Here is a 14,469-nt window from a genome sequence, read left to right as displayed (position 1 = left end):
TGGAATTGTGAAAGTTGAAGAAAATGTCGATCACTATTTATAGCAAACCATCTTGTGTCCAATGTGATGCTACACGCCGCGCTTTTGATGCAAAAGGCATTCATTATCGTGTTGTTGATATTTCCTGTGATGAACAAGCATACAGTTTTGTTCAATCTCTGGGGTATCGTCAGGTTCCTGTCGTTGTTTGTGGTGAAAATCATTGGTCTGGTTTTAGACCAGATATGATTAGTGGTCTTTGTGCTTAATGGGGCTTATTGTTTATTATTCGAGTGCAACGGGTAATACAGAACATTTTGTCTCGCAGCTTGGGCAAAGACTCTTCAAAATTGATAAAAGAAAGCCTTCTGCATTGGTTGGTGAACCTTATGTATTGGTTGTTCCTACATATGCAGATGGTGAAGGAAGAGGGGCCGTGCCGAAAGCCGTTGTCCAGTTTCTTAATGAAGCTGAGAACCGAAAATTAATTTGTGGTGTTATTGGCGGTGGGAATCGTAATTTTGGTCGCTATTATAATCTAGCAAGTAAAATTATTGCTGAAAAATGTTGTGTACCTTGCCTTTATCGTTTTGAGCTGCGTGGAACTGATGAAGACGTTATTTATGTAAAAAAGGGATTGGAAAGATTTTGGAAACAATTGGTATAGGACAATCGCAGAAATCGGATCAGATTACTGATTATCATGCGTTGAATGCAATGCTTAATCTTTATGATGAAAATGGTCATATTCAATTTGATATGGATCGGCTTGCTGCGCGGCAATATTTTCTTCAGCATGTTAATCAAAATACAGTTTTTTTTCATAACCTGAAGGAAAAAGTAGATTACTTAATAGAGGAAGGTTATTATGAAAAAGCTTTATTTGAGCTTTATGATTTTTCTTTTATTAAAAAGCTTTTTAAACGTGCTTATGCATTTAAATTTCGTTTTCCTACCTTTTTAGGCGCATTTAAGTATTATACCAGCTATACACTGAAGACTTTTGATGGGAAACGTTATCTTGAACGTTATGAAGATCGCGTTTGTCTTGTAGCTTTATATTTGGCACAAGGGAATAAAGCTCTTGCTGAAAGTTTTGTGGATGAAATTATTACAGGACGTTTTCAACCGGCAACACCAACATTTTTAAATGCTGGGAAAAAACAACGAGGTGAATTGGTTTCGTGTTTTTTGCTACGTGTTGAAGATAATATGGAATCGATAGGTCGTTCGGTTAATTCGGCTTTGCAGCTTTCAAAACGTGGTGGAGGTGTGGCGCTTTGTTTAACGAATTTGCGGGAAGCAGGGGCGCCAATTAAGCAAATAGAAAATCAGTCCTCAGGTGTTTTACCGGTGATGAAACTCTTGGAAGATTCTTTTTCTTACGCCAATCAGCTTGGGGCACGACAGGGGGCTGGAGCTGTTTATTTGCATGCTCATCATTTAGATATTATGAAGTTTTTGGATACAAAGCGTGAAAATGCTGATGAAAAAGTTAGAATTAAAACGCTTTCGCTTGGTGTCGTTATTCCTGATATTACTTTTGAGCTTGCACGGAATAATGAGGATATGTATCTCTTCTCATCGTATGACATCGAGCGTGTGACAGGTAAGCCCTTTAGCGATATTTCTTTAACGGAGCATTATCGTTCTTTTGTTGATAATGCAAAGATTCGTAAAAAGAAAATAAGTGCACGCGTTTTTTTCCAGACATTAGCGGAAATTCAATTTGAGTCGGGTTATCCCTATATTTTATTTGAGGATACTGCTAATCGATCGAATCCGATAGCTGGGCGCATAAGTATGAGCAATTTATGTTCAGAAATTTTGCAGGTGAGTGAGGCGAGTGAACTGGAGACAGATTTAACTTATCGCACGATTGGAAGTGATATATCCTGTAATCTTGGATCCATGAATATTGCCAAAGCAATGGAAAGTCCTGATTTTGGACAGACCGTGGAATCTGCTGTTCGCGCTCTGACTGCTGTTTCGGATATGAGCAATATTGATTGTGTGCCTTCCATTGCGAAAGGCAATGCTGAAAGTCATGCGATTGGTTTGGGACAAATGAATTTGCATGGGTTTCTAGCGCGTGAGCAGATCTATTATGGGTCTCCAGAAGCGATTGATTTTACCAATATCTATTTTTATATTGTGACATATCACGCCATACGTGCTTCCAATTTAATTGCGCACGAACGTCAAGAAATGTTTGCAGGGTTTGAAAAATCAGCTTATGCAGATGGACGTTTTTTCGAGAAATATATTGAAAAAGAATGGAAACCGCAATTTGCGCTTGTGCAAGAGCTTTTTGCACGGAATAATATTGTTATTCCAGATCAAAAGGATTGGCAGGAACTCAAAAAATTAGTTATTGAGTACGGGCTTTATAATCGCAATCTACAGGCAGTTCCTCCCACGGGATCTATTTCCTATATTAATCATGCCACTTCCTCCATTCATCCGATTGCTTCAAAAATCGAAATTCGCAAAGAGGGAAAAATTGGGCGCGTTTATTATCCTGCTCCTTATATGGATAATACGAATTTGAATTTTTACCAAGATGCTTATGAGATTGGCCCTGAAAAAATTATAGATACCTATGCTGCGGCAACACAGCATGTTGATCAAGGTCTTTCATTAACATTATTTTTTCCTGATACGGCTACTACACGTGATATTAATCGCGCACAAATTTATGCCTGGAAAAAGGGGATAAAAAGTATTTACTATGTACGATTACGGCAAGTAGCATTGAGTGGAACAGAAGTAGATGGCTGTGTTTCGTGCAGTTTATAGGAGATCATCATATGACAAAGATTACAACCAAAAATCCTGTTGTGTGCGCTGTTAATTGGAATAGATTACATGATGAGAAAGATCTTGAAGTATGGAACCGCTTAACTGGGAATTTTTGGTTACCTGAGAAGGTTCCACTTTCCAATGACATTCCCTCATGGTCAAGCTTAACGGATGAAGAACGCAAGCTAACGATTCGTGTTTTTACAGGACTAACGCTTCTTGATACAATTCAAAACACTGTAGGAGCCATTTCGCTTCTGGCTGATGCGATAACAGAGCATGAGGAGGCAGTTTTGACGAATATTGCCTTCATGGAAGCGGTTCATGCACGTTCTTATTCCTCTATTTTTTCAACCCTTTGTTCGACGGTAGAAGTTGATGATGCGTTTAGATGGTCAGAAGAAAATATTCATTTGCAGAAAAAGGCTAGATTAGTACTTGAGCGTTATGAAGCAAATGATCCACTTAAGAAAAAAATTGCTTCGACTTTGCTGGAAAGCTTTTTATTTTATTCTGGTTTTTATTTGCCCATGTATTGGGCCAGTCGCGCTAAGTTGACCAATACAGCAGACCTCATTCGACTAATCATTCGTGATGAAGCAGTCCATGGTTATTATATAGGTTATAAATTCCAATTGGGCTTTGCAAAGCTTGATGAAGCCAAAAGACAAGAAATTAAAGATTTTGCTTTTAACCTGCTCTTTGATCTTTATAACATCGAGTGCAAATATACTGAAGATCTTTATGATGCGCTTGGATTGACAGAAGATGTTAAAATTTTTCTTCATTATAACGCTAACAAGGCTTTAATGAATTTAGGTTTTGAAGCTCTTTTCCCCCCTGAGGTTTGTCGTGTTAATCCCGCTATTTTGGCAGCTTTATCACCAAACTCTGACGAAAATCATGACTTTTTTTCAGGGGCAGGTTCTTCTTATGTCATTGGCAAGGCGGTTGCTACCACGGATGATGATTGGGAATTTTAATGTTTGCATGCAAATAGAAGTGCGCGGGGTATTCCACTGAGGTCTTTGCGCATTTCTAAACATTGGAAGCCATTTGTTTCAAACAAATTGCAAACTTCTTTTTCTTGAGAGTAACCAATTTCAACAGCGATAGTGCCGTTTTCTTTTAAGTAGTTGGCTGCTTCATGGGCGAGCTTTCGATAAAAATCAAGACCATCTTTTCCACCGACAAGAGCGCGCAATGGATCATGTAAGCGCACTTCTTTTGCAAGTTTTTTGATATCTTTTGCGGGGATATAAGGTGGATTGGAAACAATAAAATCAAAGCGATCTGTGACAGAATCAAACCAGTCGCTAAGAAGGGGTGTGAAGCGGTGTGCTACTTCAGCATTTTTTGCATTTTTTGTCGCTGTTTTAAGGGCATCTTCAGAAATATCGACAGCGACTGCATAGGATTGGGGAATTTGTTTAAGAATGGCAATGGCAATGGCGCCACTTCCTGTTCCCATATCAAGGAATGTTGTTCTTCTCGAATTTTCGATCTGTTTTTGGAGAAAAGGGAGAACAAGATCTATCAGCGTTTCTGTATCAGGGCGTGGTTCTAACGTCTCTTGAGATAATGTAAAAGATATACCATAAAATTCTCGTGCTCCTATAATACGGTAAACGGGTTCGCCTGCAATACGCCGTTGTAAAGCCTGTTCTATTTGTATAATATGCTCAGAAGATAGATGCATATCTGGTTTAGAAACTCTTTCAGCAGCATTTATTCCTGTTATCCATTCAATGAGTATTTTCGCATCGAGATTGGCTTCAGAAATTCCTTTCATGCGCAATTTTTCTTGAGTTTGTTGGATGACATTTTTGAAAGAATATTTGTTCAATTATTGTCCATTTCCATCAGGAGTGCTGTTTGGTGATCTGAGATGAGTGCATGAATAAGCTCATCAAGATCTCCCTCTAGAATGCGATCAAGCTTATACAAGGTTAGATTAATACGGTGATCCGTGACACGTCCTTGTGGAAAATTATAGGTACGAATACGTTCTGAGCGATCACCAGAACCAACTTGGCTTTTACGAGAAGCTGAACGTTCACTTTCCGCTTTTTGTCGTTCGATATCGAATAAGCGTGCCCGTAAAATTTGAAGGGCTCGTGCTCGGTTTTGATGTTGTGATTTTTCTGCTTGTACGACCATAATTCCTGTTGGAATATGCGTGATACGAACAGCTGAATCCGTTGTATTAACATGCTGTCCTCCTGCTCCAGATGCACGCATTGTGTCGATACGAATATCTTCAGGACGAATATCAATATCAATATCTTCAGCTTCTGGAAGCACAGCAACGGTAGCAGCAGATGTATGGATACGCCCACCTGTCTCTGTTTCTGGGATACGTTGCACACGATGAACCCCTGATTCATATTTCAATTTAGAAAAGACACCTTTTCCTGAAATGGTAGCAATAATCTCTTTATATCCGCCAACTTCCCCCTCACTAAGTGAAATAACTTCTACTTTCCAATTGTGAGCATGGGCATAACGTTCATACATGCGGAAAAGATCACCGGAAAAAAGTGCTGCTTCTGAGCCACCCGTTCCTGCTCGAATTTCAACAATAGCGTTTTTTTCATCAGCAACATCTTTAGGTAAAAGCAGAATCTGGAGTTCTTTTTCAAATTGCTCTACTTTTTTATATAACGATGGTAGCTCTTCCTGGGCAAGATTACGCATCTCTATATCTGTTTGTTTATCGTTGATAATCGTTTCTAATTCTGTAATCTCTTCGTAAAGAGCATTTAATGCGCGTATAGAGGTAATAACGGGTTGTAGTTCTGCATATTCAGAAGCTAATTTGACATATGTTTCAGCATTTGGATTCGTCGTCATTTGGTTTTCAATTATTTCAAAGCGCTTTTCAAGCTGTCTCATACGATCTTGTGGCAAGGAAACCATGATAATATTGGCCTAATTTTTCATAATACAATTTTTATAATATTTTGTTGCAATGATTGTTTGTTATAATATTGGCAATGAATTACCGTATAGCATCATACAAAGAGGGGTAATAAAGCAATTCTTTTTTTTTGCCAATGAAAACTATTATATTTTAAAGGTAAATTTTTATAAAATTTGATTTGCCTGAGGTATTTTATCTAATGATATATGATCACTTTTTTAAGAGTTTTTTTTTCCGTAAAGTTCAAGGCGGTGATGAATAATATCATAGCCAAGGGATTTTGCAATTTCCTCTTGCAGCTTTTCAATAACATCAGAATGAAACTCGATAACTTGTCCTGTTTCTATATCAATTAGATGATCATGATGTTGCCCATCTGCTTGCTCAAAACGAGATGGACCACCACTAAAGCTATGGCGATGAATTGTTCCATTTCCTTCTAATATTTTCATGGTTCGATAAACAGTTGAGAGTGAAATATTCGAATCTATTTTGTTTGCACGCTGAAAAATTTCAAATGCATTAGGATGATCATTTGTATCAGTCAAAATATCAAGAATAACTCGTCGTTGACGTGTTACTCTTAAACCAGCTGTGCGCAATTCTTGCTCATAATTTCGCTTTTTATTCATTTGCATAGTTTGCTTTTCAAACAAAGGCTCCATGACAGTGTTTGTATTTTTTCTCTGAACCGCAAGGACAACGCTCATTACGTCCAACTTTTCCCCATGTGGTTATATCGTTAGGGTCACGATCTTGTGGATTAACAAATCTATTTTCTTGTGATCGTGCCCATAAGGTGGGAGCATTTTCTTGACTTTGATCATTAAAGACAGAAGAAGCAGCATCAGTTTGCTCAGGTATGGTCGGTTCTGTGGGGTGTTGAATGATTTCAAAGCGCATAAGCTTAGAAGTGACAATTCGGCGCAAATTTTTCAACATACTTTGAAAGAGTTCAAATGATTCTGTCTTATATTCATTGAGCGGATCCCGCTGCGCATAACCACGAAAACCAACAACAGAACGCAAATGGTCTAAACTCACCAGATGTTCACGCCATAACGTGTCAATAGTTTCGAGCAATACTGCTTTGTGAAAATAAGCCATAACTTCTGGAGAATATCGTTCAGTACGCTCATTTTCAAGTTTTGTAACAGCATTTGATACACGCTCTAGAATTTGCTCCTCGGCAATTCCATCTTCTTTTGCCCATTCTTCCACTGGAAGCTCAAGATTAAAGAGTTGTTGAAGCTCTTCTTCGAGAGTTTTTGCATCCCATTTTTCAGAATATGTCCCTGATGGAATATAAGCCTCTACGAGATCCTCTACGACTTCATTACGCATTTCAAGGATCATTTCTGATAAATCATCTGCATTCATGACCTCCATACGCTGTTCAAAAATAACCTTGCGTTGATCATTCATGACATCATCATATTTTAGCAGATTTTTACGAATTTCAAAGTTTCGTGCTTCGACCTTTTTTTGTGCTTTTTCAAGGGCTTTATTAATCCATGGATGGATAATAGCTTCATTTTCTTTCAATCCAAGTTTTTGCAGCATACCATCCATACGGTTAGAGCCAAAGATACGCATAAGATCATCTTGAAGAGAGAGAAAGAATTTTGAGCGACCAGGATCGCCTTGGCGACCAGAACGTCCACGAAGCTGGTTATCAATACGACGGCTTTCATGACGTTCAGTAGCGATAACGTAAAGCCCTCCAGCCGCTAAAGCTTTTTCTTTAAGCTTCTGAACATCTCTTTTTATTTCTTCAATTTTAGCTGTCCGCTCTGGACCTTCCGGGATATCCTGTAACTCTTGTCGGATGCGCATTTCAACATTACCACCAAGCTGTATATCCGTACCGCGTCCTGCCATGTTGGTTGCAATGGTGAGAGCTCTAGGAACTCCTGCTTGCGCAATGATATATGCTTCTTGTTCGTGATAGCGAGCATTTAAGACTCTAAAATCGGTAATGCCTTCTTTTCGCAAACGCTCTGCCAATTGTTCTGACTTTTCAATAGAGGTTGTTCCAACAAGAATAGGCTGTTCTTTTTCATGAGCTTGACGGATATCACGCACAATTGCCCGATATTTCTCTTCTGCTGTTCGATAAATCTCATCATCTTCATCAATACGTTGTATTGGCAAATTTGTAGGGACTTCGACAACGTCAAGACCATAAATATTTCTGAATTCTTCGGCTTCTGTTGTTGCAGTTCCAGTCATGCCAGATAATTTTCTATACATACGGAAGTAATTTTGGAAAGTGATGGAAGCAAGTGTCTGGTTTTCTGGTTGAATAGCAACATGCTCTTTAGCTTCTAACGCTTGATGAAGTCCTTCAGAATAACGCCGCCCAGGCATCATTCGCCCTGTAAATTCGTCAATAATAACGATTTCATCATTGCGAACAATATAATCTTTATCGCGAGCAAACAGTTTATGAGCTTTTAGAGCATTATTGACATGATGAACGATAGCGACATTTTCTATGTCATAAAGACTCTCACCTTTAAGATGTCCAGCTTGTTCGAGCATTTTTTCAATTTTTTCAGTACCAACTTCGGTAAAGGTCGTTGTTTTTTGTTTTTCGTCTATTTCATAGTCTTCTGGAGTTAAGGCAGGAATAAATGTATCAATAAGGTTATAGAAGTCAGTACGATCTTCTAGAGGACCAGAAATAATAAGGGGGGTACGGGCTTCATCAATAAGAATCGAATCAACTTCATCAACAATTGCGTAATGATGTCCACGTTGGACCATTTGACTATGATCGAAGGCCATATTATCACGCAAATAATCAAAACCTAGTTCATTATTTGTGGCATAGGTGATGTCGCATGCATAGGCCTCTCGGCGGGCATCACTATCAAGATCATGAAGAATCACGCCTGTTGTAAGCCCTAGAAAACTAAAAATTTTCCCCATTGTTTCAGCATCACGACTGGCGAGATAATCGTTTACTGTCACAACATGAACGCCTTTACCTTCCAATGCATTGAGATAAATTGGTAGAGTTGCCATTAATGTTTTACCTTCACCAGTACGCATTTCAGCTATGCCGCAGTCGTGAAGGACCATTCCACCAATAAGTTGCACGTCAAAAGGACGCATGTCATAAACACGTTTTGCGGCTTCACGAACAGTCGCGAAAGCTTCTGGTAAGAGCAAATCAACACTCTCACCTTCACTAAGACGTTTACGAAAGGCATCTGTTTTTTGGCAAAGCTGCTCATCACTTAATTTTACGAATTGTTCTTCCAAAGCATTAATTTGTGCAACTTTTTGGCGGAGTGCTTTGAGATGTCGCTCATGAGCTGAACCAAAAAACTTACGGGCAAAAACACCTAAACTGACCATCTCTGGCCCTTTCTTTTAATTGTTGTCACTCTTGTTGGGTAATTCATACGCTCTCCCCATACTCTACATTTTCTTCAAATTATCTGATATCATTAGTGACATCATGAAATGCAGATGGTACCATTATACTTGCTGGTGTGCAATTTTTCACTCTAATTGTAAAGTAGAGATAAGAGGCTAAGCGCTTTATGTCAACTTTAAGTATGCTATTTAACTGATACAATACAAAGTAATTTAAGATACAATATGTCATTTTTCTCTATTATCATGTTTTTCATCTGCATTAGATAGGATTGGAGAAACTGAGATAAAAGGATAATTTTATACTTTTTTTAAATAAAATTACTAATTTATTTCTCTATGTTTAAAGATTAAAGTGTTATGGTAAAGAAAATTGGAATCTTGAACCTGCCTTCATTTTTAAGGAGTATATTTATGAAATTTAACTTTATCACGCTTTTTTTAGCATCAACTTTATTGGCAAGTACAAGTTTAGGGGTGAGTGCTCAAGAAGGTTTGAATTCATCGTCGAGTGATTTAAAGACTTTAGAGAAAGCTTCTGAAAAAGCCGTTTCTCCTTCTCATGTTATGGCGGTTATTGATGGGAAAAATATTACAGCAGGCCAATTGGATGATTTAGCGCTTGAAATAAATCCTAATTTAGCACGTTTTCCTGATGAACAACGCCGTATGATGGTTCTAAAAGCTTATTTAGATATGCAGGCCCTCGCAAAAGCAGCAAGAAGCAAAGGTCTTGATAAGACAGAAGCTTACGATAAACGTATGGCAGTCATGCGTGACAATGTTCTTCAACAGCTTTATTTTAAACAGGCGATTGTTGATAAAATATCGGATACTGATTTGGAAGCTCTTTATAAGCAAGAAGTTGCTGCTTTACCTAAAGAGGATGAGGTTAAAGCGCGTCATATTTTGGTCAAAACGAGAAAAGAAGCAGAAGCTATCATTAAGCATTTAAATAAAGGCGAAAATTTTGAAGAGATTGCAAAGAAAAGTTCAACAGATGGTTCTGCTGCCGTTGGGGGTGATCTTGGTTATTTTAGCCATGGTCAAATGGTCAAGCCTTTTGAAGATGCCGCATTTGGTTTGAAAGTTGGCGAATACACAAAACAACCCGTTGAAAGTCCTTTTGGTTGGCATATTATTAAATTAGAAGATCGTCGTGTAAAACAACCGCCTGCATTTGATGATGTTAAAGAGATGTTGCGGACACAGCTGATAAAAAAGCGCTATCAAGAACTGATTGTTGATTTGCGTAGCAAGATAGATGTGAAATACCCTGATCCTAATGTTACAAAAATCATGGAATCGCTTCATCAAAATGGGACGCTACTTCCCGATGAGACATCTGATGAAGAAGATACGGAATAGCTAGTAAAAATAAGTAGATAGCCTCTTTAATAGATAATTTGCTAGGTTAGTTTTGTTCAAAAAGCCTAGCAGTTTTCTATGAGAGGTTATTGATCTGCAATCATTTCATTTTTTTATAGAAAGCATATTGTGGTTTTGAAAATCTCTCCTTTGTCGCCTCAAAAGATCCAAGAGCTTTCTCCATTATCTGGTGTACGGATAGCAACAGCTGAAGCTGGGATTAAATATAAAGATCGTACAGATCTTCTTTTCATCATATTCGATAAGCCAGTGAGTGTGGCCGGTGTTTTTACCCGTTCAAAATGTCCATCTGCACCTGTAGAGCATTGTCGTGCATCGCTTCCTCATGGGGTTGCAAGGGGTGTTGTTGTGAATTCTGGAAATGCAAATGCTTTTACAGGAAGCAAAGGAAAGCACACAACCGATGCAATTATTTGTGCAGCAGCGAACGCTTTAAAGGTTAGAGAAGATGAAATTTTTATAGCTTCTACGGGTGTTATTGGTGAGCCAATGGATGCATCGGGTATTGTCAATCTTTTACCAAGTATGACAGAGACAGCAGAAGAGGGAAATTGGTTGGAAGCTGCAAAAGCCATAATGACAACGGACACATTTCCAAAACTTGCGACCCGCACTTTTGACTGTGGGGGAGAGCGTGTTACCATTAATGGAATTGCAAAAGGTGCTGGTATGATTGCACCCGATATGGCGACAATGCTGTCATTTGTGGTTAGTGATGCTACCATTTCTTCGGATGCACTCCAATCCATGTTATCAGAGGCAGTTGAGGGTTCTTTCAATTCAATTACTGTTGATAGCGATACCTCAACTTCAGATACGCTTATGTTGTTTGCGACAGGAAAAGAACATGTTCCATGTCTTACAAGTAAATCTGATCCGCGTTATGGGGTTTTTGTGAAACAATTGAGTGCACTTCTGCATGAACTTGCACTACAAGTTGTTTGTGATGGTGAAGGTGCTCGTCATTTAATTGAGGTTAATGTGGTGGGTGCTACAACAAATAATGCAGCTAAAACTATTGCTTTATCAATTGCAAATTCACCGCTCGTAAAAACGGCTATTGCCGGTGAAGATGCGAATTGGGGGCGGGTCGTTATGGCAGTTGGGAAGGCCGGTGTTGAAGTCGATCGTGATCTATTGACGATTTGGTTTGGTGAGCATCGTGTGGCCGTGAATGGCGTACGAGATCCTGAGTATTGTGAAGAGACAATAGGTACTTATATGCAAGGTAAGCACATCACGATTCGTGTTGATATCGGTTTGGGTAAGAGTACGGCGACGGTTTGGTCTTGCGATTTAACAAAAGAGTACGTTATGATCAATAGCGATTACAGAAGTTAATGGATGCACTTTATATTTAACAGTTTATTATTTTTCAGAGCAAATGGGGTATGTGAGCTCTTTTAGGAGCAGAGGGGATATGATAGAAAAGTCAGTTATCTTTATGTTCCCTATTGGGGAGTGATATGTGTATGAAAAGTTCCATTCTTCTTGTTGTTGCATGTGCACTGTTAGATCAGAATAATCGTGTTTTGCTTACACAGCGTCCTGAAGGAAAATCATTGGCTGGTTTATGGGAGTTCCCTGGTGGCAAGGTTGAGCAAGGTGAAACTCCGGAAGCATCATTGATTCGTGAATTAGAGGAAGAGCTTGGTATTTATGTTCAACCAAATAATTTACACCCTTTAACATTTGCAAGTCATAGCTATAAAACATTTCATCTCTTAATGCCATTGTATCTTTGTGACCATTATGAGGGCGTTGCGCAAGGACGAGAGGGCCAAAATTTAGAATGGGTTTTTATTAATGATCTTGATAAATACCCTATGCCTGATGCTGATAAACCATTGGTTCAGGTATTGAAAAATCATCTTCTTTAATGTGTTATAAGAAGAAAATATAATTCAATATATTGATTTAAAATAATAATTTATATTTTTTATGTTGAATGGGAAAGTCCAGGGTCATAAAAATTTTCTCATTTCAAATCTGTTTTATGTTAAATTAGTCAAAACCATTCTTTTGCACGTTCCAAGCGGGGCGGGTCATGTGGATAAAATTATTTAAGAAAGAAATAAAATACGTGTTGAAAGAATACTCTCCAATAGCCAAGGGTTATCGCAACATTGAGAATTGGCAAAGTGTATAATGATGCCTTTGCACGCTTCATAAGCATAAAAATGGTGGTAGATAATGGATTTATACTTTTCGCGATTATTATTGAGAGATTGTCTTGGATGCACCGAGAGATATTAGGAGTATTTCTTTCATAAGATATCGATAATAGGAAAAATTTCAAAAAATGTTGCTTTTGATTAAGAGGGGCATATCCCTTACGTAATATAGAACGCCATTGTGTTGCATATTTGCGGGGTTGTTTAAAAGAGGCATCTCGCAATATTCCAAAGCCCATTTCGTGCCGGCACTCGTGAATGGTATAATGGTAGAGCTTTATAAGATAAAATCTATTGAGCGCCACTATCTTTACGCTTGTGAAGGAGTAAGCTGGTTCCAATGTTAGTTATGATAGCTCTTGGCATTTGAGAGCATTCAGAAGGGATATTTTTCTTTTCGTAATCATTTTTACTTATACATCAATTTCGCTTGTGATGAACAAGCAAGCGATTTTGATTGATTCAACATAAAAACAGATTTGAAATAAGAGAATTTTACGATATTTAGAATGCTTGATGCAGAGTGAATGATGGATAATTATCCTTATAAATCAATCTATTGCATAATAAAAACATTCAATTAATTTTTTATAGGAGGCATGTATTAAGTTTCTTGAATTGGACGGCGTTTTGCGATAGGATATTGATTTTTTTTAGCGATACGCGTAATTGCTTTTTCCAATGGCTCAATCATAACGTCCATAGAAAAACCATTTGCGTGAATAATATTTGCGTGATCGACCATAATAGCAACATGATCTTTCCAAAAAATTAAATCACCTCGTTGAAGTTTATCAATATCTGTAAGAAGACTGCCTATAGTTTCTTGCTGCATATCGGTATCACGTAAGACTATTTGATCGGTCATCATCATAGAGAGCTGAATGAGTCCCGAACAATCAATTCCAAAACCGCTGACACCACCCCAAAGATAAGGTGTACGGATAAAGGTTTCTGCAACTGTGACATAATCTTCATATACGCGTCCAATGGGGCTGAGATGGCTCGTAATGATTGCTGTTCCATTTTCAAGAATAGAATACATTGTGTCACGGACTTCAATTTCATCAACAACACTGACTTTGCTTCCCATAGATAATGGGGATACTATTGGTCCACGTAAGTCAGCGTGTAAATATTTAAATGTGCGTGGTACTGAAACCACATGTGTTTGTTTTATGGTTGATGTACAAAGAACTTTTGTATCAATATAACCGACATAACCATCTTTGAGTGATTGTCCCCACGACAATGTTTCCCCTTGTTCAAAAATGAGAAGTTCTTCTCCCAATAAGCATTCTGTTTGTCTTTCACTTTTTTTACTATTTTCTTTAAAAAGTCCAGCGACCGCTGTATTAACACGTCTTTTTTCACCTTGAACAAAGCGTTGAGCTGTAATTTCTGTTTCAAGACGTTGATCTGCTAGATCATCTCTGAATGCATGAAGTCTTGGATCTTTAGAGATCATCTTTTTGCTTTCCATTTTGTTACTCCTTACCTTTAAACAAACTCATGAAAACTGTATTGGTAAGGTTTTTATCCTCAAACAAAACTAAGAACACAGTGTAAGACCAATTACTCTTTAAGCTGCAAAATTGTCCATTTTTTGTGGATATTTGTGTCAAAATTCATTTTTAAAAATATTATAAAGGGCACGAATAGTTTGTGCTGATCCACCAACAGGGTATCCTGGTTTTTCTTTTGGAACCCATCCATAAAGGTCAAAATGCGCAAAATATTCAGCTTTTTCAACAAAAGAATTAAGAAATAAAGCAGCCGTTATAGAACCAGCAAAGCTATTTCCAGTTACATTGT

12 protein-coding genes and 1 pseudogene are annotated in these 14,469 nt (G+C 38.0%); 7 read left to right on the top strand and 6 right to left on the bottom strand.

Features of this window, described 5'->3' with window-relative positions:
• Positions 1-23 precede the first annotated feature (23 nt).
• The 4 genes from nrdH to nrdF are packed head-to-tail and all read left to right on the top strand — an operon-like array spanning position 24 to position 3,764.
• Positions 24-248: a glutaredoxin-like protein NrdH gene (gene nrdH, locus ACFIL3_RS04280; protein ID WP_005774163.1), complete on the top strand. Its 225-nt coding sequence runs from the start codon at positions 24-26 to the stop codon at positions 246-248.
• Complete coding sequence (gene nrdI, locus ACFIL3_RS04275; protein WP_375613294.1) at positions 248-646, top strand: class Ib ribonucleoside-diphosphate reductase assembly flavoprotein NrdI; 399 nt, start codon at positions 248-250, stop codon at positions 644-646. The genes nrdH and nrdI overlap by 1 nt, the downstream gene beginning before the upstream one ends.
• Positions 628-2,778, top strand: coding sequence for a class 1b ribonucleoside-diphosphate reductase subunit alpha (nrdE, locus tag ACFIL3_RS04270; RefSeq protein ID WP_375638354.1), 2,151 nt, complete (start codon positions 628-630; stop codon positions 2,776-2,778). The genes nrdI and nrdE overlap by 19 nt, the downstream gene beginning before the upstream one ends.
• A gap of 11 nt (positions 2,779-2,789) precedes the next feature.
• On the top strand, positions 2,790-3,764 hold the full coding sequence (nrdF, locus tag ACFIL3_RS04265) for a class 1b ribonucleoside-diphosphate reductase subunit beta (protein ID WP_273722534.1): 975 nt from the start codon (positions 2,790-2,792) through the stop codon (positions 3,762-3,764).
• Here nrdF and prmC read toward each other — a convergent pair.
• From prmC to secA, 4 genes are all read right to left on the bottom strand, one after another.
• A complete protein-coding gene (gene prmC / locus ACFIL3_RS04260; RefSeq protein ID WP_375613295.1) occupies positions 3,761-4,627 on the bottom strand; it encodes a peptide chain release factor N(5)-glutamine methyltransferase in 867 nt (288 codons plus the stop codon). The two genes, nrdF and prmC, sit on opposite strands and share 4 nt — an antisense overlap.
• Positions 4,624-5,700 (bottom strand): peptide chain release factor 1, encoded by a 1,077-nt coding sequence (gene prfA / locus ACFIL3_RS04255; protein ID WP_375668321.1) that lies wholly within the window; start codon positions 5,698-5,700, stop codon positions 4,624-4,626. Before prfA ends, prmC begins: the two co-directional genes overlap by 4 nt.
• A 222-nt stretch (positions 5,701-5,922) precedes the next feature.
• Entirely contained in the window at positions 5,923-6,414 is a 492-nt protein-coding gene (locus ACFIL3_RS04250) for a Fur family transcriptional regulator (protein WP_375611830.1), read from the bottom strand.
• Positions 6,353-9,070 carry a preprotein translocase subunit SecA gene (secA, locus tag ACFIL3_RS04245; RefSeq protein WP_375675750.1) on the bottom strand — a complete coding sequence of 906 codons (2,718 nt, stop codon included), beginning with the start codon at positions 9,068-9,070 and terminating at the stop codon, positions 6,353-6,355. Before secA ends, ACFIL3_RS04250 begins: the two co-directional genes overlap by 62 nt.
• Before the next feature lie 435 nt (positions 9,071-9,505).
• Between secA and ACFIL3_RS04240 the strand changes: the two genes are divergently transcribed.
• From ACFIL3_RS04240 to mutT, 3 genes are all read left to right on the top strand, one after another.
• Positions 9,506-10,459: a peptidylprolyl isomerase gene (locus ACFIL3_RS04240; RefSeq protein WP_375611828.1), complete on the top strand. Its 954-nt coding sequence runs from the start codon at positions 9,506-9,508 to the stop codon at positions 10,457-10,459.
• Positions 10,460-10,588: 129 nt separating this feature from the next.
• Complete coding sequence (gene argJ / locus ACFIL3_RS04235; RefSeq protein WP_375681867.1) at positions 10,589-11,821, top strand: bifunctional glutamate N-acetyltransferase/amino-acid acetyltransferase ArgJ; 1,233 nt, start codon at positions 10,589-10,591, stop codon at positions 11,819-11,821.
• A gap of 125 nt (positions 11,822-11,946) precedes the next feature.
• On the top strand, positions 11,947-12,360 hold the full coding sequence (gene mutT, locus ACFIL3_RS04230; RefSeq protein ID WP_375627652.1) for an 8-oxo-dGTP diphosphatase MutT: 414 nt from the start codon (positions 11,947-11,949) through the stop codon (positions 12,358-12,360).
• Between the two features lie 898 nt (positions 12,361-13,258).
• On the opposite strand, the gene ACFIL3_RS04225 is transcribed toward mutT, so the two are convergent.
• Positions 13,259-14,122, bottom strand: a complete 864-nt coding sequence (locus ACFIL3_RS04225) for an NlpC/P60 family protein (RefSeq protein WP_375681874.1) — start codon at positions 14,120-14,122, stop codon at positions 13,259-13,261.
• Positions 14,123-14,275: 153 nt separating this feature from the next.
• A pseudogene (locus ACFIL3_RS04220) lies at positions 14,276-14,469 on the bottom strand (leucyl aminopeptidase family protein); the annotation flags it as partial.

Origin of the sequence: Bartonella sp. CE47NXGY, from assembly GCF_042195415.1 — a bacterium.
Taxonomy (GTDB): Bacteria; Pseudomonadota; Alphaproteobacteria; order Rhizobiales; family Rhizobiaceae; genus Bartonella.
Note: the sequence above shows the minus strand (reverse complement) of the source record. Positions and strands in the feature narration are given on the sequence as shown.